Origin of the sequence: Methylobacterium organophilum, from assembly GCF_022533465.1 — a bacterium.
In the GTDB taxonomy this organism is placed as follows: domain Bacteria; phylum Pseudomonadota; class Alphaproteobacteria; order Rhizobiales; family Beijerinckiaceae; genus Methylobacterium; species Methylobacterium organophilum.
The window spans coordinates 4,349,307-4,371,500 of sequence record NZ_CP092848.1; the positions used below are offsets into that span (position 1 = coordinate 4,349,307).

A 22,194-nucleotide genomic window follows, 5' to 3' on the forward strand; every position below is an offset into this window, starting at 1 on the left:
CGGATGCTTGGGCGGCCGGGCGGGGCATGCGATGAACCGGAGGGCCGGCCCTGCCCCTTCCGGAGGTGGGCGCCGGGCGGCGGCATGGCGGCTGCGTCGTCCTGTCCGTTGGGAGACTGGGTGTGCGTGCGGCGTTCCAGAATGGCATGCGTCCGGCCCGCGCCGGGCGGCGCGTCCGGTTTACGGACGGCGCGGCCGCGCGGGTCGCGGGATGATCGCGCGCCACACCCTCACCTATGTCGGCTCGCGGGGCGTCGCGGCGGCGCTGAACATGGCCTCCCTCGCCGTCTTCACCCGGCTGGCCCCGGTCGAGGTCTACGGCAGCTATCTGTGGGTGCTGTCCTGGGCGCTGCTCGTCTACGGCGCGACCTGCCAATGGCCGAAATTCGCGTTCTTCGCCCTCTATGACGAGACCCGCGCGCCGGAACAGGTCGGCACCCTGGTGCGCCTGCTGATGGGCATGCTGGTCCTGGCCGGGCTCGTCACCGCCGGCGCGGCCGCCGCGGGCCTGCTCGCCCCGCCCATGGCCGCCGCGGTGGTGGCGGCCGTCCTCGGCATGGCGATCTTCGAGGGCACGCTGGAGGTGGCGCGCACCCGGCTCGCGGCCGCTTCGGTGGCGGCCTCGGTGGTCGCCCGGGGCGTGCTCGTGCTCGGCCTCGGCAGCCTCGTCCTCGCCCGCACGCGCGATCCGATCGACCTCGTCCTGGCGGTGGCGCTGGCCAACGCGCTCGCCGCCCTGCCCGCCTTACGCTCCGTCGGGCCGCTGCTGCGGGGCCGGGGCAGCGTCGCGGAGGCCCGCCGCCTCCTCGCCTATGGCTGGCCGCTGGTGCTGTCCTTCGGGCTCGCGGCCCTGGCCCAGACCCTCGACCGGCTGATCATCGGCAAGAGCATCGGCGCGCAGGAGCTCGGCGCCTACGGCGCCATCGGCGACTTCCTGCGCCAGAGCTTCGTCGTGTTCGGGGAGAGCATCGCCCTGTCGATGATCTCCATCGCCAAGCGCGACGCCCGCGACGGCGGCATGCCGGCCGCGCGGCCGGTGCTGAGGGACGCCGCGCGGGCGCTGACCCTGGTCGGCGCCTTCGGCACGGTGTTCTACCTGAGCTTCGACGCGGTGCTCGTCTCGGTGCTGCTCGGGCCGGAATACCGCGGCACCGCCCTGGAGCTGGCGCCGATCCTGGTGGCGGCGAGCCTCTGCCAGATGTTCCGCGCCTACTACTTCGGGCAGGTGATCTACTTCGCCCGCACCAGCCATCTCGACGCCGTGGCCTCGCTGCTCCTGCTCGTCGTGGTCGCCGGCCTGTCCCTGCTGCTCATCCCGACCCACGGCGTGATGGGCGCGGCGATCGCCGTGGCCGTGGGCCAGGCGGTCGCCTGCCTCGCCTTCATCCTCGGCGCGAAGGGCGGCATCCGCATGCCGGTGCCGGTGGTCGACATCGTGCTGATCGTGCTCTGCGCGCTCGGCACCTCCGCCATCCTGTCCGGGGTGAGCCGGCTGCCCGGGGGGGACGGGGTGTTCGGGGAGGCCCTCCAATTCGCCCTGATCGCGATCGCCGGCGCGGCGGCGGCCTGGCATTTCAACATCATCGGCATCGCCGATGGCCTCGCGCGCCGGAGCCGGCGCGCGGCGTGAGCGCTTCCCCCTCCCGCACCGTCCGGCGGCCGGACGGGCTCGTCGTCGCCCTGCGCCGCCTGGACGAGGCCGGGCCGTTCCGGCCGGCCTGGCGGGCGCTGGCGGAGAATGCCCTCGTCGACAACCTGTTCTTCGAGCCCGATTTCGCCCTCGCGGCGGCGCCGGCCTTCGGCGAGGGGGTCGAACTCCTCCTCGTCGCCGACCGCCCGCCGGAGGCGGCGGGCTGCCGCCTGCTCGCCCTCTGGCCCTGCCGGATCGTCCGGCGCTGGGGGCTGCCCCTGCCGGTGCTGATGGGCTGGAGCCACGGCTTCGCGATCTTCGGCGCGCCGCTTCTCGACCCCGCCGCGGCGCCGGCCGCCCTCGCGGCGCTCCTCGACGCCCCCCGGCCCCTCGGGCTGCCGCGCCGGATGATGATGCCCTATCTCCCCCTGGACGGACCCCTGGCCGCCCTCGTCGAGGCGCATCGCGCCCGCCGCGGCCTTCGCCGGGCCAATCACTGGGCGCATGCGCGCGGCTGGCTCGATCTCGGCGTGGACGCACGGGGGGAGGCGTCGCTCTCGCCGCGCAGGACGCGCCAGCTCGACCGGCTGCGCCGCCGCCTCGCCCCGGCCCGCTTCGAGACCGTGACGGACCGGGACGCCCTCGGGCCGGCGCTCGACGACTACATCGCCCTCGAAACCGCCGGCTGGAAGGGGCGGGCGGGCACCGCCCTGGGCCAGCACCCGGCGGAGGCCCGCTTCCTCCACGCCCTCGTCGCGGCCTACGGCGCGCGGGGCGCCGTGCGCATCGACCGGCTGCGGCGCGGAGAGGGGAAGGACGGGAAAAGCCTCGCCGCCTCCCTGGCGATCCGCACCGGCGGCACGCTCTGGTACCTGAAGATCTCCCACGACGAGGCCGAGGCCCGGAACTCCCCGGGCGTGCAGCTCGTCCGCGAGGTCACCCGCAGCCTCCGCGCCGACGCGCGCCTCGCCGGGGCCGATTCCTGCGCGCCGCCGGGCTTCCGGATGATCGAATCGGCCTGGGAGGGCCGGCGCCTCCTCGCCCATGCGCTGATCGAGGCCGGGGGCGGCGACCCGCTCTTCCCCCTCGCGGCCCGGCTCGAATCCCTGCGGGCCCTCGTCGCCCGGGTCCGCCTGCGCTGGCGGCGGTAGGGCGCCCTCAGGTCTCCGCCGCGTCGAAGCGGCTCCAGCGGAACACCTCGGTGCCGGCGCCGTCGATCACCCGCACAGCCTCGGCGACGGGGCCGTTGCGCTGGGGCACCCGGGCGCGGGCGAACAGCCCCAGCGCCTTCTCGCGGGCGGCCTCGAGTCCCGTGGTGCGGACCGAGATCCGCTGCAGCACCCCCTCGCCCTGCCCCTCGGCGCCGACGACCTCGATGTGGAAGGTTTCACGAAAGGCCAAGGTCCGCCCGCTCTCCGGTTGCAGGATCGGTTGCGCAGATAGGCGCTCCGCCGCCCCGGCGGAAGCGCGGGTCAGATCAGGCGCACCTCCTCGGCCTTCAGCCCCAGGGTGCGGGCCATGCGGGTCGAGAGGCTTCCGGTGAGCTCCACGGCGGCTTCCGCGCCGAGTTCGTCCTGCACCGCCATGAGGGCGTCCGCTGCGCTGCGCTTGACCGCGGCATAGACCCGCAGGAGCGCGGGCGCGTCGGCCTGGGGCAGGCGGACGGCGACCAGGAAGGTCTTCCGGCGGGCAAGAGGGGCCGCCTTCTGCGAAGGTCCCTCCTTCGCGGGGCCTCCGGCGGCTCCCTTGGCCTTGGCCGCCTTGCCGCGGGGGGGCGCGGTCTCGGGGCCCGTACGCCGCGTCCCGCCTTTGGCGCGGTCCTTGGGCTTGGCTTGTGCCGCCGCCTTCTTGCCGGAGGACTTCTTCGAGGAGGGCGCCTTCGCGAGCTTGCCCGCGAGCGAAGGGGCAGAGTCGGCTGCGGGCGCGACCGGGAGACCTGACTTTGAATGGTTACACTTTGAATGGTTACGTTTCGGCATCGCACAACTTTGGGACGGATCTCTCCCGATGGCCACCACCTGTATTGGATGGTGGGAATTCGTCCACGGCAACCTGCCGCAGGGCATCGGGCTCCGCCGCGCGATGTCCGGGATGCAACAAACGCCTGGATGTGGTTGACTTAAGGCGCCGGTAGGGCAATCGCCCGGGAAACCCGGGAGGACGACCTTGCCGGGGCCTGGTTGTGCGACGGATTCTGCATGATGGCGACTTCGCCCTTCGTCACTGCCGACTGGCTCAAGGAGCGCCTGGCGGCGCCGGACATCGTCGTCCTCGACGCGTCCTGGTACCTCCCGGCGCAGGGCCGCGATGCCGAGGCCGAGTTCCGGGCCGCCCATGTCCCCGGCGCGATCCGCTTTGACATCGACGCGATGAGCGACGAGACCTCCCCCCTGCCCCACATGCTGCCGCGGCCGGAGGTGTTCTCTTCCCGTATGCGGGCCCTCGGGGTCGGGGACGGTGCCCAGATCGTCGTCTATGACGGCATGGGCCTGTTCTCGGCGCCCCGGGTCTGGTGGATGCTGCGCGCCTACGGCGTGCGCGACGTCGCCATCCTCGAGGGCGGCCTTCCGGCCTGGATCGCCGCCGGCTATCCGACCGAGGAGGGCGACGCGCCTCCTCGGGAGCGCCGCCACTTCACCGCCCGCCTCGACCATGGCGCCGTGGCGGATGCGCAGGACGTCGCCCGAGCGCTGGAGCGCGGCAGCGCCCAGCTCGTCGATGCCCGCTCCGGCCCCCGTTTCCGCGGGGAGGAGGCGGAGCCGCGCCCCGGCGTGCGCCCCGGCCACATGCCCGGCGCCCGCAACGTCCACTACGCCGCCCTCCAGGCCAATGGCCGCCTGAAGGACGAGGCGTCCCTGCGCGCCGCCTTCGCCGAAGCCGGCGTCGATCTCGACGCCCCCGTCATCACCACCTGCGGCTCCGGCGTCACCGCGGCGATCGTGTCCCTGGCGCTGGAGACCCTCGGGCGTCCGCCCCGGGCGCTCTATGACGGCTCCTGGTCGGAATGGGGCAGCGACCCGGCCCGTCCCGTGGCGACGGGCCCAGCCTGATCCGGACCCGATGACATCGCGTTCAAGCTGTCAGAGCACGCGCGTTTACAGTCTAGGGGTGTGATAAGGTCACAGCGTCGTCCCGCTCGAAGCCCGATCACCTCCGGGCGGTCCGCGACCGGCGGGCCCGGCGCTCTCGCGCTGCGGCCCGTCGACGTGGAGCGCGCCGGTGCCGTCCTGCCCGAGGCGCACGATGCCTGTCAGATCGCCGCCAGGCCCCTTTGCACCGCCGGCCGGGCCAGCACCGCGTCGAGCCAGCGCTTGACGTTCGGCAGGCGGGCGGCATCGATGCCCTGCTTCTCGTGGAACTTGGCCCAGGGCAGGACCGCGATGTCGGCGATGGAATAGGCCCCGGCGAGATATTCGTGATCGGCGAGCCGGCGGTCGAGGACGCCGTAGAGGCGTTCCGCCTCCTTGCTGAAACGCTCGATCGCGTAAGGAATCTTCTCGGTGGCGTAGATGCGGAAATGGTGGGCCTGGCCCAGCATCGGCCCGAAGCCGCCGACCTGCCAGAACAGCCACTCGTCGACGTTCACCCGGGCCCGCTCGTCCGCGGGGTAGAGGCATCCGGTCTTGCGCCCGAGATATTGCAGGATCGCCCCCGATTCGAAGACCGAGATCGGCTGGCCGCCCGGCCCCTCCGGATCGACGATGGCCGGGATCTTGTTGTTGGGCGAGAGCGCCAGGAAGTCGGGCGCCATCTGCTCACCCTTGCCGATATTCACCGGCACGATGCGGTAGGGCAGACCGCATTCCTCCAGCATGATCGGGATCTTCCAGCCGTTCGGCGTGCTCCAGGTATGGACGTCGATCGGTTTTCCCGTCGATGAGGCCATGGGCGAAGGCTCCGGGCTGGCCCCCCGATGCCGTCCGGGGCCGCTTTCTCTGGAGTAGCCCGGATCCCGCGCTGCGCTCAAGCTTGAGCGTCGCGTGCCGTCTGCGACAATCCGAGGCCCTGTGGCCGGGAAGGCCGTGCGCAAGCCGCGTGGCGCGCTTGCGCTTTTCGCAGGCGCGAGCTGAGATGCCGAGCGTGGCCGGGAGCCCGGCCCCCGCCGGAGTCCCCATCCCGCCATGCTTGCCCGTTTTCTCGCCGCGGCGCTCCTCGCCGCTCCGCTCCTCGTCTCCGGTGCTGCCCAGGCCAAGGAGCCGGTGGCTGCACCCCCCGCTGCGACCGAGTCGGCGCCGAAGAAGGAGCCGAGTCTCGCCCAATCCGCCGCGCGCGAGCGGCAGAAGAAATGCGGCGCCGAGTGGCGCGCCCTCTCCGCCACGGAGAAGGCGGCCCAGGGGCCGAAATGGCCGCAATATTACAGCAAGTGCGTCAAGCGCCTGAAGGAACAGAAGGCCTGAGCGGTTGGGCCGCGAACCGCAGCCTTCCCTCGCGTGTTGGAGCAGGTCCGAAACAGCCGAGCGTGACCGGGGCGGGGTATGAAGGGTGAGCGGCGCCTGCTGCAGCGCGTGGTGACGCTCGCCGCGATCGTTCCGGTCGCGGCGGGCCTCTACGGCGTGCTGTTCGGCATCGACGGGATCGGCTCCAACCCGGCCGTGAACGTCTCCGCCGACAGCCATTTCCGCTATCTCTCGGGTCTGCTCACCGGCATCGGCATCCTGTTCTGGACCTGCGTGCCGGCCATCGAGACCAAGACCGGCCTATTCCGCTTCCTCACCCTGGTCGTGGTGCTGGGCGGCCTCGCCCGCCTGCTCGGCCTCTACCTGACCGGCGTGCCCTCCCTGACCATGCTCGCGGCCCTCGGCATGGAGCTCGTGGTGACGCCCCTCCTCTGCCTCTGGCAGATGCGGGTCGCCCATCTCGCCTGGAACGAGGGGCCGGCCACCGTCGACCTCACCCGGGAGGCTCCGCTGTGAGCGGCGCCCCGGCCGGGGCGCGCCCCGCCCTCGCCGACCGCCTGCTCGACCGAATCGACGCCATCGTGCCCAAGCCCGCCGCCTGGGCCTTCGCCCTGCGCATCTGGCTCGCCATGATGCTCGCCCTCTATGCGGGCTTCTGGCTGCAACTGGACAGCGCCTCCTCCGCCGCCGTCACCGTGGCGATCCTGGCCCAGCCGAAGCGCGGCCAAGCCCTGTCCAAGGCGGCCTACCGCTTCCTCGGCACGATCCTCGGCGGACTCGTCGCGATCGTGATGCTCGGCCTGTTCGGGCAGGATCGGGTGCTGCTTCTCGTCGCCTTCGGCCTCTGGCTCGGGCTCTGCGTCTTCGCCGCGCAGTTCCTGCAGGACACCCGCGCCTATGGGGCGATGCTGTCCGGCTACACCGTCGCGATCATCGCGCTCGCCCATATCGACGCCCCGCAGACGGGTTTCGACGCGGCGGTGGGGCGGCTCGCGGCGATTGCGCTCGGCATCGTCTCGATCACCTTCATCAACGACGCGCTCGCTTCCCCCAGCACCTGGCGCTCCATGCGCGGGCAACTCGCGGAGGTTTTCGTCGCCACCAAGACCTTCGCGGCCGAGGCGATCGGCCGGGGCGATCCCGGCCCGGAGCGCGCCGCCGCCCTCATCAACAGGGTCGCGGCCCTGCGCGCCGATGCGAGCGCCATCGCGGGGGAACTCGACGACGGAAAGCATCGTGCCGCGGGCGCCCGCAGCGCCATCGCCGCGCTCTACGTGATGGCGGCGGCGAGCCGGGCCTTCGCCGCTGCCCATGGCCGCCTGCGTCGGCCCGGCCCGGCGGTCGAGGAGGCGCGGTCCCTGCTCCGGGAGGTGACCGCGGGCGGCGTCGGAGCGCCCTCCCCCGCCCGGCTCGACGCCATCGACCTGCGCCTGCGCGACCAGGTCGATGCGGCGATCCGCGATGGGCGCCGGCCGATCGACGAGGTGATGGCGCTGCAGCGCGCCCTCGACCTCGTCAATGCGGCGACCTTCGCGCAGGACGGGCTGCGGGCGGTCGCCGACGGCCGCAAGCCGCTGCGCGACGTGGCCCTGCCCACCCATCGCGACTTCCAGGTGGCCCTGCGCGGCGCCTTCCGGGTGGTGATCGCCTTCGCCCTCACCGCGTCCTTCTTCATCGCCACGGGTCTGCCCGACACGTCCTTCGCCCTGGTCCAGGTGGCGGCGACCGGCGCCCTCTCCTCGGTCAATCCCGATCCGCGGAAATTCGCCTTGGGCGTGCTGATCGGCATGCCGCTGGCGGCGCTGTGCGCGGTGCTCGTCCTGTTCGTCCTGCTCAACGGGGTGCAGGGCTTCCCCCTGCTCGCCATCGCCATGGCGCCGGTGATCTTCGTCGCCTGCTTCCTGTCGCTGAACCCGCCGACCTTCGGCGTCGGGTTCATCCTGCTCGTGTTCTTCCCCGTGCTGCTCGCCCCGGCGAATCCGCAGGGCTACGACCCCGAATCCGTTCTCATGAACGGCCTGCTCGTCACCCTCTCCGCGGTGATCCTGTTCCTCACCGTCCGCCTCGTCCTGCCGATCTCGCCCGCGCGCCACCGGGCCTTCGCCCTGGACGAGGCCCGGCGCGACCTCGCCGACGCCCTGGTCGGCGCGGGGGGCGACGCCACCACCCGCACCAGCCTGAACGCGGACCGCCTGCGGCAGTTCTCCGCCTGGAACTCCGGCAGCGGCGCCGTGCGCCGGGCGAGCCTCGCCCATGCCTTCGCCATGGCGCAGCTCGAAGCCGCCGCGGCCCGCGCCCATGCCCAGCTGCGGCTGCTCTGGCGGGTGCCGGCGCTGCGGCCCCTCGTCGAGCGCGCCCGGGCGGCGCTCGCCCGGGGCCAGGCCTGGAGCCTCGACGACGTCGCCCGCGACCTCGTCCGCGCGGCGGCCCCGGAGGACCGCGCGACCCGCATGACGGTCGCGCGCGCGGCCAGCGATCTCGCGACCGCCTCGCGCGTTGTCGAGCGCCACGGCCGCTTCTTCCGGCGGCTCGAACTTCCAAGCTCCTGACGATGCGCCAAGAACTCGAGATCGGTGGGATCCTCGTCTCGCCCTTCGTCGCCGACGCCCTGGGCGCCTTCGCCCTCCTGATCCTGTTGCGGGCGCTGTTCCGGCGGATCCGGTTCAGCCGCTACGTGGCGAACGCCCCCCTGGCGGAGGCCGGGATCTATGTCTGCCTCCTCGCCCTCCTGATCGTGCTGGCGTGATGGCGGACGAGGACGATCCCAAGGCGAACCCGGACGCCGCGGACGCCCCCCGCGCGGTGCCCCCGGCGCTGACGGTCGAGCGCCCGGCGCCGGCGCGGCGCGGGCGGTCGGGGCGGATCCTCCGCCTCCTCGCGACCGCCGTGATCCTCGCCTGCGCCGTCGTGGCGGCCGTGGTGGTCTGGCAGTTCTACGTCACCGCGCCCTGGACCCGGGACGGGCGGGTGCGGGTGCAGGTCGCCAACATCGCGCCCCAGGTCTCGGGCCAGATCGTGGAGATCCGGGTCGCCGACAACCAGCCGGTGGCCAAGGGCGACGTGCTCTACGTGATCGACCCGTTCGACTTCGAGGTCGCGGTCCGGTCCGCCGAGGCGGAGTTCGCCAACCGCGAGGCCGACCTGCAGGTGAAGCAGGCCCAGTCCGCCCGCCGGCAGGCGCTCTCCACCGTCTCCACCTCCGTCGAGGAGAAGCAGCAATATGCCGGCACGGCCAAGATCGCCGAGGCGGCGCTCGCCACCGCCAAGGCCCAGCGCGCCCAGGCCAAGGTGAATCTGGAGCGCACGCAGGTGCGCTCCACCGTGAACGGGCGCGTCACCAACCTGCTGCTGCGCGTCGGCGACTACGCTTCCACCGGCAGCCCGAACGTGCGGGTGATCGACACCGATTCCTTCTGGGTCGACGGCTATTTCGAGGAGACCAAGATGGCCGGCATCCGCGCCGGCGCCCCCGCCGAGATGGCGCTGATGGGCTACGCGACGCATCTGCGGGGGACGGTGGAGAGCATCACGCTCGGCATCGCCACGGCCAATGCCGCGCCGAGCACGCAGGGCCTGCCGAACGTCGATCCCGTCTATACCTGGGTCCGGCTCGCCCAGCGGGTGCCGGTGCGCATCCGCATCGACCACGTGCCCCCCGAGGTGACGCTGGTGGCCGGCATGACCGCGACCGTGGTCGTGGGCGACGGCGTCGGCGCCATGCCGCCCTGGATCGCCGGTCTGCGCGGCGCGGTGCTCGGCTGGCTCGACCCGGCGCGGGACCGCTCCGGACCCCTCTCGCCTGCCGCCGCGAGCGGCAAATGAACGCCGCGCGGGCAGCCCCGCCTGCTTCCGCGGCAGTCGCTGCCGAAAACTCGGTCGGCTTGTTTTGTTCGGTTTAGCAGAGACTTAAGCCGGCTTCGGCAAGCTTGGCCGCGAGAGATCTGCTGGCCTGCTGGAGTTGCCGATGGAGCATGACCCGTCCCGCCCCGCCGATGAGGGCGCGCGCGTCTGTGCCGAGGGTCTGGCGGGCGTCGGGACGCTGCTGCGGCACGCGGCGCGGGCCAATGGCCAGGCCGGCGGCTTCACCCGCGAGATCCGCCGCCAGAGCGCGGGCGTCGAGGCCTCGCTCGCCGCCACCCGCGGCAGCGTCGGGCGCGACACCGCCGCCGGCACCGCCGAGCGGCTGCGCGGCGAGCTGGTCGGCGCGGTGGCCGAGGCGATGAACGCCATCACGGCGGAGGTCGAGCGGATCGGCGCGCGCATCGACGCCAAGGCGGCGGAGGCGGCCCGCATCGTCACCGTCATCGACGGCATCGGCGCTACGATCCGCATGCTCTCGCTCAACGCCACCATCGAGGCGGCCCGGGCCGGGGAGCATGGCCGCGGCTTCGCCGTGGTGGCGCAGGAGGTGCGGGCGCTCGCCGAACAGACCCGCGAGAGCGCCCGCAACGCGGCCTCCGTGATCGACTTCTCCGACGTGCGCAACGAGCTCCGAGCCCTTCGCAGCTCCACCGACCGCGCCCTCGACGGGCTCGGCGGCGCGGTGCGGGCCACCGCCGACCGCATCGAGGATCTGCTCGGCGGCGTCGGCAACGAGCTGGCGGCGATCAGCATGAGCAACGCCACCATCGGCGAGGCGCTCGGGGCCATGCAGGCCTGCATCGACCGCACCGAGGCCAAGGCCGGCCGTGCCCTGGCCCTCGCCGCGGACACGCTCGCGGCGGCGGAGGGCGGGTCAGGCTTGGACCTCGCCCGCCACGGGCTCGCCCGCCTGCCGCCGGGCTACGACCGGCTCGACGACGTGCGCGCCCGCGGCGTGCTGCGCATCGCCGTGGAGCCCGCCTTCAAGGGCCTCTCCTTCCGGCTCCAGCCTGGCGCGCCCCTCATCGGCCTCGACATCGACTACGCCAAGGCTTTCGCCGACCATCTCGGCGTCAGGGCGCAGTTCGTCGAATGCCCCTGGGACCAGTGCACCGAGCTGCTGGAGGCGGGGCCGAAGGCGGCCGAGCCGCCCGTGGACATCGTCTGGTCGGCCCTCGCCCCGAGCGCGGCCTACGAGGGCATCGCCTATTCCCGCGCCTACACCTATCTCCACTACGTGCTGGCGCGGCGGGCGGGCGACACGCGCATCCGCAGCCATGCGGACCTCGAGGGGCGCACCCTGGGCATCATCAACGATCCCGGCGCCTACGCCACCCTGGAGACAGTGGGCCTGCGCTGGGCGCAGAATCTCCACGCCAAGGGGCGGCGCGTGGCGACGCTGGGCAGCCTCGTGCCGATGACCGATCAGGGCCGCATCCACGACGCCCTGGCCGATGGGGTGGTCGATGCCTTCGCCATCGACGCGCCGATCATGCACTGGGCCTGCACCAGCCCGGACAGTCCCTGGCGCGGCCGCATCGAGATCGTCCCCGGCAACCTCGCCCCGGCGCCCTGGTACTACGCGGCGGCGGTGGCCGATCACCCCGCCTCCTGCCGGTTGCTGATGGCGGCCGACGCCTTCATCGAGCGCTTCTGCACCACGCCCCAGCGCGCGGCGATCGAGCGGACCTGGCAGGGCGCTGCGATCTCTGGCAGCCACGGCTACCAGGACGAGCCGGGAGCCCTGCGCGGCGCCGCGGAGCTCGCCGCCGCCTACATCGCGTGGACGGGCCACCCCCCGACCCTGTCCCTTCTGTCCGACCTGCGGCCGGCGGCCTGAAGGGGCGTCGGGGAATTCGGGGGGCGATCGGCGCGTCTCGGGCGTTGCCCCTGGGATGGGCGGGCCTCGACCCGCGTCCGGATCCCAGGAGCAACCCCATGACGCCGCGCCGGTCCGCCGCCGCCCTCGCCGTCTCCCTGCTCGCCCTCAGCCTCGCGGCCGGCGCGGCCCGGGCCGAGCCGGAAAAGCTCGCCGTGTTCGATTTCCAGTTCGCCCGGGGTGCCCCGACGCCGCCGACCGAGGACGATCTCGCCCGGCTCAAGCGCACCGGGGACGCGTTCCGCAAGCTGCTGACGGAGAGCGGCCGCTACACCCTGGTCCCGACGGAGAGCGTCGCCGAGGATCTCGCGGGCAAGGACCTGCGCGCCTGCGGCGGCTGCGCCGAGGCGGCGGCCAAGAGCCTGGGCGCCCAGGCCGCCGTGATCGGCGAGGTGCAGAAGGTCTCCAACCTCATCCTCAACATCAACATCTACGTGAAGCCGCTCCAGGGCGAGGCCCCCGAGCGGGCCTACAGCGTCGATCTGCGGGGCAACACCGACGAGTCCTTCGACCGCGGCATCCGGTATCTCGTGAAGAATCAGTTCCTGGAACGGGCGCCGTAGGACATCTGTCTCCCCGGAAATTTTTGCGCCGCGTCCGTGTCGGGTGCAAGTGCTTGAGCGGCAACGGATGCGGCGCGAAAACGAATTCGTGCGAGCAAATTCGATCAAGCTCGGCGCGAATTCGGGGTTGACGCCTCGGGGAGGCGGACGCAGTATTTCCCTGTGCTTCGCGATGCAAGCACATCCGCAGGGCAGATCGATCCTGCCCGCGTGGAAAGACGCTGAGGGAGACAGGAATGACTCCACCGCAGCAAAAAGCCGTCACGACCACTTCGGAACCGGTTCGGCCCGAAGCCTAGCGGCAAGCGACACGAGCCACCGGACGGAAGCGGCTCCCAGGGGCGCAGAAGCGGCCGATACGGCGCGACTTCGAACACGCGACATGCCCCGCCTTGGGCCGCTTCCGCCGCGGTCTCCCGCGACAGCCTCCTACAGTCTCGACATCTTCAACCGCACCTTCTCCAGGAAGGCGCGGCGTTTGGCGTCAGTCGCCACGTTCATGTGGTAGAGGGCGAGGTACTCGGCCCGCGCCCGCGAAGCCGCGAACCAGCGCAGGTAGCGCGTCACCAGCCGGCGCGGCGGATCCTGCATGGCGAGCGCCATCCAGCGCGGCCGGCCATAGGTCACCACGCCGACGATCCGCTTCAGGCTGTCGAGGATCGGGCGCACATGGCGCGGATCCGACATGTCGAAGGCGACGCCGGGCATCATCAGCCGGTCGACGAAGCCCTTCAGCATGGCCGGCGGCCCGAAGCACCAGGTCGGGAATTGCACCACCAGCACCTCCGCCGCCTGGAGCCGGGCCACGTAGGCTTCGAGCCCGCGCCGGTTCACGGCTGTGTCGTGGTAGTGGCGCCGCCCCTCCGCCGAGAGAACGGGATCGAAGCCCTCCGCATAGAGGTCGAGCAGGTCGACCCGGTGCCCGGCCTCCCGCAGCCCCGCCAGCGCCGCCTCGCGGATCGCCGCGTGGAAGCTCTCCGGCAGGGGATGGCAGTAGACGTACAGGACGTTCTTGGGGGTCGTCATGCCGGAAGGCTTGCCTCGGCATCCGCTGGGGTGAAGCTGCGCATCTTGCCGGGATTCATCAGGCCGGCCGGGTCGGTGAGCCGCTTGAAGCCGAGCTGGTCGGTCTCCGCCCGCTTGTGCCTCGTGCCGTCCTCCAGCGTGTAGACATGGGGATTGGCGATCCAGACGCCGCTCGCCTCGTGCTCGGCGATGATCGCGTTCAGCCGCTCCTCGGTGGTGAATTTCAGGAGCGGGATGCCGGCATAGGTGAGCTTGCCGGCGAACTCGATGAGTTCGAGATGCGGCACGATCTCGCCGGGGAAGCGCGCGGCCATCGCGGCGACGCTCTCCATCAGCCCCTCGGCCGGATGCAGGCTCTGCAGGTAGGTCCAGCTGCGGTCGGTCTTGAGCACCTGCAGGGTGCTGTGGTTCCAGGTGTACTCGTAGAGCGGCACGCTGCCGGGGCCGTCGTCCAGCGGCGTCTCCAGGGTGATGCGCCCGCCGGCCTCGGCGACCCGCGCCCGGAAGGCGGGCAGCGTGTCCTCCGCGATCATCGCGATCAGGATCGCCTGGCCCTCGGGGCAATAGGCCTTGAGGCCCGTGAACCATTGCGGCAGCGGCCAGGCGATCGGGGTGATCAGCTTCTTGCCGATCGCGGCATCGCGCCCGACCGCCAGGCCGCATTCCGCGGCGGCGAGGAAGTCGTCGAAGGCGACGATCACGTCGATCCAGGGGCGGGCGGGGGCGAGGGGCATCTCCAGCGCGGTGATGATGCCGGTGGTGCCGTAGGCATGGGCGACCCCGTGGACGCGGTCGCCGGTCAGCTCCAGCACCTTCGGTTCCGCCTCCAGGGTCACCACCCGCGCGGCGCGAATGTTGCCGCGCTCGCGCAGCTGCCCGTAATTCACCGAGCCGATGCCCCCCGAGCCCCCGGCGATGAAGCCGCCGATGGTGGCGGTGCGCTTGGTGGAGGGATGCATGCGGATCTCCTCGCCCCCGGGGGCGAGTTCCGCGTCGAGCCGGTTCATCTTGATGCCGGGGCCGGTGCGCACCGCCCCGTCCCGCTGCCATTCGATGGTGGCGAGCCCGCTCGTGTCGAGGAGCACGCCGCCCTGGAGCGGCACCGCCTGACCGTAATTGCCGGTGCCGCCGCCGCGCACGGTCAGGGGCACGCCGTGGCGGGCGCAGGCCGAGGCCACCGCGATCACGTCCGCCTCGCTTCCCGCCTCGACCACGACATCCGCGGACAGGCCGTTGAGCTGGGCGTTGAGCACCGGCGAGTACCAGAAGAAGTCCCGCGAGCGCTTCCGGACCCGGGAGGGCTCCTCCACGAGGGCGACGCGGCCGGCGAGCTCGCTGCGCAGGGCGGCCAGGGCTTCAGAGGAGGGATGGCGGGTCATAGGCTATGGCTCTTCGTCGGAAGGTGCGGGCCGGGCTCACGGCCGCGCCGCGGGTGTCGCCCATCGTCCCGGAAGGGGGGCGGCTTTCGGGACGGGCGATGCAAGACAGGCGCCTCGCGCCCCGTCACGCACCCGGTTTCGGGGAGGCGGGGCAGGCCGTCAGGTCCATCGAGGCGGCCAGCTTGGCCATGATGTAGTCGCCGGCCTTCACCGGCTCGAACCGGGCGGGATGCGCCGCGTCGCAGCAGCTCGGCAGGCAGGCCACCTCGGATTCCTCGTTCGGCCCCGTGAAGGCGACCATGGACAGGCGCGCCGTGGAGCCGGTGAGCGACCGGTCCGGGTTCGAGACCCGGTGCAGGGTCGAGCGCCAGCGGCCGTTGGTCCAGCGGGACATCAGGTCCCCGACATTGATCACGAAGGAATCCGGCACGACCCGGGCCTCGTGCCAGGTGCCGTCGCGGTCGGCGACCTCCAGGCCGCCGGGCGCCGCGTCCTGGCGCAGGATGGTCAGCCCGCCGTAATCGTGATGCGCACCGTAGCGCAGCTGGCCCGGGGCCGGGGGCTCCGGCTGGTCGGGATAGTGGACGAAGCGCAGCACCAGGGCCGGGTCCGCGAAGAAGGGCGCGAAATGGTCCTCCGGCAGGTCGAGCGCCAGCGCCGAGAGCTGGGTCAGCCGGGCGGACAGGCCCAAAATCTCGTCCCGCCAGGCCGCGACGAGGGCGGCGAGCTCCGGCGGTTCCTCCGGCCAGAGATTGGGGCGCCCGCCCCGGCCCTCGCGGTGGGGCGCGGAGAAGACCAAGGCCTCGCAGAGATCCGGCGGCGTCTCGCCCCGGAGCGTCTTGGCGACGCTCTCGATGCCCATGGGCAGGTAGCCCCGCCCCTTGGTCTTCTCCGGCGGCATGTCCTTCAGCTTCGCCGCGAGGTCCTGGGCGAAGTAGCGCTTCATCGCCCCGTAGAGCTCGGTGGCGAGCCGCTCGGGCACGCCGTGGCCGGTGACCACGGCGAAGCCCGTCGTCTCGAAGGCGTGGCCGAAGGCGCGACCGACCGAGCGCCGCGCGGCGGCGTCCCCATGCAGGAAGGGGGCGATGTCGACGATCGGCAGGTCCATCTTCGGCCTCTCCGGGTCTACTTCTTGCCGATGAACTCGAGGGTGTAGGCCTTGGTGACGTCGAGGGAGGCCGGGTAGATGCCGGCCTTGACCATCACGTCGAAGAAGGACTTCCAGCGCGCATCGGTCATGGCGCCGATGCCAAGGGTCTCCGCGTCGCCGCCCTCGACGAGGCCGCGCTTCTTCATCTGGTCCACCTTGAAGTGGAACAGCTCCTCGCCGCCGGTCGGCACGAGGTCGAGCACCGCCTTCATGGCCGGCGCGTAGTCGCCGCTCATGCACTCGGTCCAGCCCTTGCGGCTCGCATCCAGGAAGGCCTGCACGGTCTTCTTGTGGGTGTCGAGATAGGCGTCGGTGGCGAAGACCGTGGTCGCGTAATTGTTGTAGCCGTAATCGGCGAGCAGGATCGAGACCGGCGGCTCGGGCAGGACCTTGCCGAGGGTCGCCGCGTCGTCGGTGATGTAGCCCTGCTGCACCGCCTTCTTGTCGGCGAGGAAGGGCGCGGCGGAATAGGCGTAGGGCCGCAGCTGCCCGTCGTCGAAGCCGTAGGCCGCCTTCAGGAACTGCCAGAACTCGTTGCGCGAGAACCCGCCGATCATGATCGGCTTGCCCTTGAGGTCCTGCAGCGTCGCCACGCCCTGGCCGGCATGGGCGACGAGGGTCTGCGGGTCCTTCTGGAAGAAGGAGGCGACGGTGCGCGCCTTCACGCCCTTGGCGACGAGGTTGAGCGTGGTGAAGCTCGAGCCCATGCCCATGTTCACCTCGCCCGAGGCGACGAGGAGCGGCATGTTCACGTTCGGGTTGCCGGGCTTGAGCTCCACGTCGAGCCCCGCCGCCTCGTAATAGCCCCGGGCCTTGGCCTGGAAGAAGCCGCAATGCTCCGCCTCCGGCACCCAGTTGAGGCCGAAGCTGACCTTCTCCAGGGCGCGGGCCGGCGAGGCGGCGAGCCCTGTCGCCACCGCGAGCGCCGCGAGGAGGCGGCTCGTTCGCCGGGCGCGGCGAGCGGCGGAGGGGACGGCAGCAGGCATCGAGGGGGATCTCCAGGGGGGTGAGAGGCAGGGTGCGGGAGACCCCGGCAACCGGCCGGGGTCCCGGGAACGGGGCGGGAAGCGCGCGTCAGACCATCTGCTCGTGGGGCGTCAGGGTCGGGGCGACGGGTACCGAGACGGCGGGCACCGCCTCCGAGACCTCGTCCTCGCCGTGCTCCCGCAGGAGGGCGAGCAGGCGCCGGCGCATGATCATGCCCGGGCGGTCGGAGGGCATGTGGCTCTCGACCTTGCGGCTCATGTCGACGGTCGCGTCCGGATCGGTCGATTCGAGGATGTCGCGATCCTCCTCGATGATCGCCGCGTCCCAGGCGATCAGCTCCTGCGTCGAGCAGTCCGCCTCCGAATCGTTGCGGTAGAGGATCTGCGCGAGCCGGATGGTGCCGTCGTCGATCGGCGTCGCCGAGTTGAAGATGATGTGCCGCAGCCCCGACGGATACGCGATGTCGAGCCGGCGGCAGAACGGCATGAACCACTTGTTGCGCATGTGGCGCTTGGTGGTCGGCTCGGTGGTGCCGGAGATGCGGTGGGCCATCGGCGGGTTGGCGATGGTGATGATCGTCTCCGCCTCGAAGCCGTAATCGGTCTCGGTGATCTCGTATTTTTCCGGGATCGGCTGGTCGATCTGCCCGAACGTGTTCTTGTGCACGAAGGCGAAATGCGCGTTGTCGAAGGAGTTCTCCATCAGGCGCAGGGGCGAGGTCTTCCACACGTCGTGGAACTGCTGGATGCGCCGGTAGCCGGGCATCGTGTCCTCGGGGATCTCGGGGATCGCCGCGCGGGGCTCCTCCAGGCAGACCCAGGCGTAGCCGTAGCGCTCCGTGCAGTGATAGGCCTTCACGGCGAGCCGCGGCACCACCTGGTCCGGGTTGAACTGGGGGATGCGGGCGAGGGCGCCGTGCCGGTCATAGGCCCAGCCGTGATAGCCGCACACGATCAGGCCGTTGTCGCACCAGCCCTTGGAGAGCTTGGCGGTGCGGTGGCAGCAGCGGTCCATCATCGCCGCCGGCTCGCCGTTCCCGTCGAGGAACAGCACGATCTTCTCGCCCATCAGGGTGAAGGGCTTCGGCCCCTCCTTCAGCTCCTCGATGCGCAGGGTCGCGTACCAGTAATGGCGCCAGAGCTTCTGACGAGTCGTCAGCATGGAAGTCTCCTTCGATGATGCCCGGCGTGAAGCCCTCCGGCATGCGGTGGTTGAGAGGCGCGCCCCGTCGATCGGTGGGCGGGGGCGCGTCCTGGCACGGGCGGGCCGCTCAGGCCCGCTCGGGATCCCCCCACGAGCCGAGCGCGAGGCGGCTCAGTCCGCTCATGGCGAGGAAGAGGAGGATGCCGGCCGCGGTGATCAGCGAGAGCGCGGCGAACATCCGGGGAATGTCGAGCTGGAAACCGGCCTGAAGGATCTCGTAGGCGAGCCCCGCACTGCGCCCGCCGGTGCCGGCCACGAATTCCGCCACGACGGCGCCGATCAGCGCCAGGCCCGAGGAGATGCGCAGCCCCGCGAAGAAATAGCCGAGGGCGCTCGGGATGCGCAGGCGCAGGAGCGTCTGCAGGCGGTTGGCCCGGTAGACCCGCATCAGGTTGACGAGGCCCGGATCGACGCTGCGCAGGCCCACCGTCGTGTTCGAGATCATCGGGAAGATCGCGATGATGGTCGCGCAGATCACGAGGGCGATCTGGGTGTCGCGCACCAGGATGATGATGAGCGGGGCCACCGCCACCACGGGGGTGACCTGCAGCATCACCGCGTAGGGGAAAAAGCCGCGCTCGATGAAGCGGCTCTGCACGAACAGGAAGGCGATCAGGGTGCCGAGCACCGTGGAGAGGGCGAAGGCGATCAGCGTCACGCGGATCGTGCTCCACAGGGCGTGCATCAGGTCCGGCCCGTTCTGGACGAGCGAGGCCGCGATCACGCTGGGCGCCGGGAACAGGTATTCCGGGATCGCGAAGCCGCGGCACAGGGCCTCCCACAGGCCGAGCACGCAGAGCCCGACCACGACCGGCGGCATCACCGCCTGGAAGCGGGGATTCTTGGACAGCGGAGTCATGCCTCGGCCTCCGGGGCGGCGGCGCTCGCCGGGTCGCTGGCGAGGGAGGCCTCGGTCAGGAGGCTGGAGAGCCGCTGGCAATATTCGGCGAAGCGCGGGCTGCGCCGGAAGGCGTCGCCGCGGGGATGGGGCTCGTCGATGGTCATCTCGGCGAAGATCCGGCCCGGCCGGGCCGCCATCACCACGATGCGGGTCGAGAGGAACACCGCCTCGTAGATCGAGTGGGTCACGAACAGCACGGTGAGCGAGCGCCGCCACCACAGGTCGACGAGGTCGGAATCGAGCTTGTTGCGGGTGAACTCGTCGAGCGCCCCGAAGGGCTCGTCCATGAGCAGCAGGTTCGGCTCGGTGACGAGGCCGCGGGCGATGGCCGCGCGCATGCGCATGCCGCCCGAGAGCTGGCGCGGATATTTCCGGCCCTGCTGGCCGAGGCCGACCATCTCCAGCGCGGCCTGGACCCGGGGGGCGGAATCCGCCTTCTTCGTCCCCGCGAGGTCGAGGGGCAGGCGCACGTTCGAGGCGATGCGCAGCCAGGGCATCAGGGTGGCATCCTGGAACACCACCGACATGCGCCGGCCCTCGGCACCGACCCCGTCGAAGCCGCCGCGCCACCACAGCAGGCGGCCGTCGCTCGGCTCGGCGAGGTTGGCGATGAGGGAGAGCAGGGTACTCTTGCCGCAGCCCGAGGGGCCGATCAGCGAGATGAACTCCCCCTCGCGCACGGTCAGGCTGACCGGAGCCAGGCCGCGGGTGCCGTCCGGGAAGACCTTTTCCGCGGACAGCACTTCCACTGCCGGCGCGGCGTTGGCGGCCGGCCGGTTCATCCGTTCGGGCGCCGGCTGGGGCGGGATCGCCTCCATGGGCCGCGGCGAGGAGGATCGGGCGAGCGCCGCCATCGGGGTCCTCACTCGGCCTTTGCGGTCAGGACGGGCATGAAGGCGAGGCTGAAGGCCTTCTTCCAGTCGGTCTCGGGCTTCAGCAGGCCGGCTTCGACGAGGTAGTTGTAGCTGGTCTTCCAACGGGCCTCGGTCATGGTGCCGATCGGGACGTTGGCGTCGCCGCCGAGCACCTTGAGTTCCTTCAGCTTGGCGATGCCGAAGGCGATCTGGCCGTCGGTCATCTTCGGGTTGTCCTTCTTGATCAGCGCGTTGCCCGGCGCCGGATCGGCCATGTAGCTCTTCCAGCCCTCCATCGAGGCGGCCACGAACTTGCGCATCGCGTCGGGCTTGGACTCGATCAGCTTGCGGGTGGTGACGATCGTGGTGCCGTAGGGCGGATAGCCGTCCTTCGCGAAGAGGTAGAAGTTCACCGGCACGCCCTTCTCCTGCGCCTGGAACGGCTCGGAGGAGGGATAGGCCTGCTGGACGACGGTCTTGTCGGCGAAGAAGGGCTGCAGGTTGAAGGTATAGGCCTTCACCTGCGCGTCGGAGAGCGCGTACTTCTTCTTCAGCCAGGGCCACCAGGAGGTCATGCCCGAGCCCGCGACCAGGATGGTCTTGTCCTTGACCCCGGCCAGGCTCTTCACGTCCTCGTGGGTCATCATGCCCTGGAGGTCGTACTGGAAGGAGGCGGCGACGGTGACCGCCGGCAGGCCCTTCTCGACCGCCTGGAGGACCTGGAAGTCGAAGCCCATGATCGCGTCGGCCTCGCCGGCGAGCAGGAGCTGCATGCCGTTGACCTGCGGGCCGCCCATGCGGATCTCGACGTCGAGGCCCGCCTTCTCGTACAGGCCCGTCGCCTTGGCCTGGTAGAAGCCGCCATGCTCGGCCTGGGCGTACCAGCTCGTGAGGAACACGATCTTCTCTGCCGCCGAGGCCGGGCCGGCCAGGGTTAGCGCGGCGACGGAGGCGAAGCCGGCCAGCAGAACGCGCCGGCCCGGACGGGACCGCACCGCATCAGAAGGCCGAGGATAACCGAACGCCCGCATGTGGAACCCCCATAGCCCGGACATTGCCGCCTGCCCTTCGGACGCACAGGCCGTGCCGAGTCGATGCCCGAACGGTGGCGGCCGTATCGCTGCTTGGAAAGCACCGTTTTTCGGACGGCGTGTGCGCGTTTTGAGGTCGCTGATGCGGCTCCGGGCGTTTGCACAAGCTCGATGCCGCAAGGGGTTAGACGCTCTCTTCGAAGCGTTCTCAAAAAGCGGGCGCGACGGCCGTCGGTGATGCGGATCCGAGATTGGCAAGGTCCCTGCTAAGGGCCTGCGCGGGGGCTTGGCGTTCACGAGAGACGCGGGCTTGGTCGATATCCGCCTCGCGGGACGGTCGCGCGGATGTCGCAGCACATCGCCGGAAGGCGGGACGAGGGTCGCGAGGGTCCATGTTGCATCATCGCCTGCTCGGCTACCTCGACGAGGTCGCCCGCAGCGGCTCCATCCGGCGGGCGGCGACCCGCCTCAACGTGGCCTCCAGCGCGATCAACCGTCAGATCCTCGCGCTGGAGGAGGAGATGGGCACGCCGCTCTTCGAACGTCTCCCCCGGGGCCTTCGCCTCACCGCCGCCGGCGAGGTGCTGATGCGCCACGTGCGCGAGACCCTGAAGGAGCACGACCGCGTCCTCGCCCAGGTCGCCTCCCTCAAGGGCCTGACCCGCGGCGAGGTGACGGTCGCGACCATGGCGAGCCTCGCCGCGGGGGTGCTGGCCGGCGTGATCCGCGAGTTCCGCGAGACCAATCCCCGCATCGTGGTCAAGGTCGCGGTGCTGCCGGTGGACGACATCGTGCAGGCCGTGCTCGCGGGCGAGGCGGATCTGGCGCTCGCCTACCGCATGCCGCCCAATCCCCGCCTCCACCGGATCGCCGAGTTCGAGCACCGGCTCGGCGCGGTGATGGCGCCCGAGCATCCCCTCAACGGGCGCTTCCACGTGCGCATGACCGATTGCCTCGAATACCCGATCGTCACGGCCGACCGCTCCATGACCCTGCGCGACGTGCTAGAGATGCTGGTGCCGCAGGGCGCGACCTTCACCCCCGCCGTCGAGACCAATTCCATCGAGCTGATGAAGCGGCTCGCCCAGACGCCGCCGCACATCACCTTCGTGAACCTGTCCGATGTCGGCGAGGAGATCCGCCGCGGGGTGCTGGCCTTCACGCCCCTCTCGGACGCCGCCGCCATCACCCAGAAGGTGACCCTGTCCCAGCGCGCCCGCGCCTCCCTGGACGGGCCTGCGCATCTCTTGGCGAGCCGCCTCGAGGCGGCCTTCGAGAAGCACAGCGCGGTCGACTGACCCCCTCTTCTACCCATCAAGGACCCGAACCCACG

22 protein-coding genes are annotated in these 22,194 nt (G+C 71.4%); 11 read left to right on the top strand and 11 right to left on the bottom strand.

Going from position 1 to position 22,194, the window contains the following annotated elements; genetic code table 11:
* The first annotated feature begins 211 nt into the window (after positions 1 to 211).
* Positions 212 to 1,630, top strand: a complete 1,419-nt coding sequence (locus tag MMB17_RS20565) for a lipopolysaccharide biosynthesis protein (protein WP_241100097.1) — start codon at positions 212 to 214, stop codon at positions 1,628 to 1,630.
* Positions 1,627 to 2,781, top strand: coding sequence for a GNAT family N-acetyltransferase (locus tag MMB17_RS20570; RefSeq protein ID WP_241100098.1), 1,155 nt, complete (start codon positions 1,627 to 1,629; stop codon positions 2,779 to 2,781). The genes MMB17_RS20565 and MMB17_RS20570 overlap by 4 nt, the downstream gene beginning before the upstream one ends.
* Before the next feature lie 7 nt (positions 2,782 to 2,788).
* Here MMB17_RS20570 and MMB17_RS20575 read toward each other — a convergent pair whose 3' ends face one another.
* Together MMB17_RS20575 and MMB17_RS20580 are read right to left on the bottom strand one after the other, a co-directional pair.
* The gene (locus MMB17_RS20575; protein WP_241100099.1) at positions 2,789 to 3,031 is read right to left on the bottom strand and encodes a hypothetical protein; all 243 of its coding nucleotides are present in this window, start codon (positions 3,029 to 3,031) and stop codon (positions 2,789 to 2,791) included.
* Positions 3,032 to 3,102: 71 nt separating this feature from the next.
* Positions 3,103 to 3,609, bottom strand: coding sequence for a hypothetical protein (locus MMB17_RS20580; RefSeq protein ID WP_241100100.1), 507 nt, complete (start codon positions 3,607 to 3,609; stop codon positions 3,103 to 3,105).
* A 222-nt stretch (positions 3,610 to 3,831) separates the two neighbouring features.
* Here MMB17_RS20580 and sseA point away from each other — a divergent pair, with 222 nt between their 5' ends.
* Complete coding sequence (sseA, locus tag MMB17_RS20585) at positions 3,832 to 4,680, top strand: 3-mercaptopyruvate sulfurtransferase (RefSeq protein ID WP_241102255.1); 849 nt, start codon at positions 3,832 to 3,834, stop codon at positions 4,678 to 4,680.
* Between the two features lie 200 nt (positions 4,681 to 4,880).
* Here sseA and MMB17_RS20590 read toward each other — a convergent pair whose 3' ends face one another.
* Positions 4,881 to 5,516: a glutathione S-transferase family protein gene (locus MMB17_RS20590; RefSeq protein WP_241100101.1), complete on the bottom strand. Its 636-nt coding sequence runs from the start codon at positions 5,514 to 5,516 to the stop codon at positions 4,881 to 4,883.
* Positions 5,517 to 5,751: 235 nt separating this feature from the next.
* Between MMB17_RS20590 and MMB17_RS20595 the strand changes: the two genes are divergently transcribed.
* The 7 genes from MMB17_RS20595 to MMB17_RS20625 all read left to right on the top strand — a co-directional run bounded on the left by MMB17_RS20595 (position 5,752) and on the right by MMB17_RS20625 (position 12,330).
* On the top strand, positions 5,752 to 6,027 hold the full coding sequence (locus MMB17_RS20595; protein WP_241100102.1) for a hypothetical protein: 276 nt from the start codon (positions 5,752 to 5,754) through the stop codon (positions 6,025 to 6,027).
* Between the two features lie 78 nt (positions 6,028 to 6,105).
* On the top strand, positions 6,106 to 6,543 hold the full coding sequence (locus MMB17_RS20600) for a DUF4345 domain-containing protein (RefSeq protein ID WP_238310815.1): 438 nt from the start codon (positions 6,106 to 6,108) through the stop codon (positions 6,541 to 6,543).
* A complete protein-coding gene (locus MMB17_RS20605; protein WP_241100103.1) occupies positions 6,540 to 8,576 on the top strand; it encodes an FUSC family protein in 2,037 nt (678 codons plus the stop codon). Before MMB17_RS20600 ends, MMB17_RS20605 begins: the two co-directional genes overlap by 4 nt.
* 2 nt (positions 8,577 to 8,578) lie before the next feature.
* On the top strand, positions 8,579 to 8,773 hold the full coding sequence (locus MMB17_RS20610) for a DUF1656 domain-containing protein (RefSeq protein ID WP_241100104.1): 195 nt from the start codon (positions 8,579 to 8,581) through the stop codon (positions 8,771 to 8,773).
* On the top strand, positions 8,773 to 9,849 hold the full coding sequence (locus MMB17_RS20615) for an HlyD family secretion protein (RefSeq protein WP_241100105.1): 1,077 nt from the start codon (positions 8,773 to 8,775) through the stop codon (positions 9,847 to 9,849). The genes MMB17_RS20610 and MMB17_RS20615 overlap by 1 nt, the downstream gene beginning before the upstream one ends.
* Before the next feature lie 142 nt (positions 9,850 to 9,991).
* A complete protein-coding gene (locus MMB17_RS20620; RefSeq protein ID WP_241100106.1) occupies positions 9,992 to 11,728 on the top strand; it encodes a methyl-accepting chemotaxis protein in 1,737 nt (578 codons plus the stop codon).
* Between the two features lie 98 nt (positions 11,729 to 11,826).
* The gene (locus MMB17_RS20625) at positions 11,827 to 12,330 is read left to right on the top strand and encodes a DUF3280 domain-containing protein (protein ID WP_241100107.1); all 504 of its coding nucleotides are present in this window, start codon (positions 11,827 to 11,829) and stop codon (positions 12,328 to 12,330) included.
* Positions 12,331 to 12,759: 429 nt separating this feature from the next.
* Here the strand turns inward: MMB17_RS20625 and MMB17_RS20630 are convergent, their stop codons facing one another.
* From MMB17_RS20630 to MMB17_RS20665, 8 genes are all read right to left on the bottom strand, one after another.
* Entirely contained in the window at positions 12,760 to 13,356 is a 597-nt protein-coding gene (locus MMB17_RS20630) for an NAD(P)H-dependent oxidoreductase (protein WP_241100108.1), read from the bottom strand.
* The gene (locus MMB17_RS20635; RefSeq protein WP_241100109.1) at positions 13,353 to 14,735 is read right to left on the bottom strand and encodes an FAD-binding oxidoreductase; all 1,383 of its coding nucleotides are present in this window, start codon (positions 14,733 to 14,735) and stop codon (positions 13,353 to 13,355) included. Before MMB17_RS20635 ends, MMB17_RS20630 begins: the two co-directional genes overlap by 4 nt.
* A 124-nt stretch (positions 14,736 to 14,859) precedes the next feature.
* Positions 14,860 to 15,843, bottom strand: coding sequence for an isopenicillin N synthase family dioxygenase (locus MMB17_RS20640; RefSeq protein ID WP_241100110.1), 984 nt, complete (start codon positions 15,841 to 15,843; stop codon positions 14,860 to 14,862).
* A 17-nt stretch (positions 15,844 to 15,860) separates the two neighbouring features.
* Entirely contained in the window at positions 15,861 to 16,871 is a 1,011-nt protein-coding gene (locus tag MMB17_RS20645) for an ABC transporter substrate-binding protein (RefSeq protein WP_241100111.1), read from the bottom strand.
* An 88-nt stretch (positions 16,872 to 16,959) separates the two neighbouring features.
* Positions 16,960 to 18,033: an aromatic ring-hydroxylating dioxygenase subunit alpha gene (locus tag MMB17_RS20650; protein ID WP_241100112.1), complete on the bottom strand. Its 1,074-nt coding sequence runs from the start codon at positions 18,031 to 18,033 to the stop codon at positions 16,960 to 16,962.
* A gap of 109 nt (positions 18,034 to 18,142) precedes the next feature.
* The gene (locus tag MMB17_RS20655) at positions 18,143 to 18,934 is read right to left on the bottom strand and encodes an ABC transporter permease (protein ID WP_241100113.1); all 792 of its coding nucleotides are present in this window, start codon (positions 18,932 to 18,934) and stop codon (positions 18,143 to 18,145) included.
* Entirely contained in the window at positions 18,931 to 19,830 is a 900-nt protein-coding gene (locus MMB17_RS20660) for an ABC transporter ATP-binding protein (protein ID WP_241100114.1), read from the bottom strand. The genes MMB17_RS20655 and MMB17_RS20660 overlap by 4 nt, the downstream gene beginning before the upstream one ends.
* An 8-nt stretch (positions 19,831 to 19,838) precedes the next feature.
* The gene (locus MMB17_RS20665) at positions 19,839 to 20,825 is read right to left on the bottom strand and encodes an ABC transporter substrate-binding protein (protein ID WP_241100115.1); all 987 of its coding nucleotides are present in this window, start codon (positions 20,823 to 20,825) and stop codon (positions 19,839 to 19,841) included.
* Between the two features lie 428 nt (positions 20,826 to 21,253).
* Between MMB17_RS20665 and MMB17_RS20670 the strand changes: the two genes are divergently transcribed.
* Entirely contained in the window at positions 21,254 to 22,159 is a 906-nt protein-coding gene (locus MMB17_RS20670) for a LysR family transcriptional regulator (RefSeq protein WP_241100116.1), read from the top strand.
* Positions 22,160 to 22,194 lie beyond the last annotated feature (35 nt).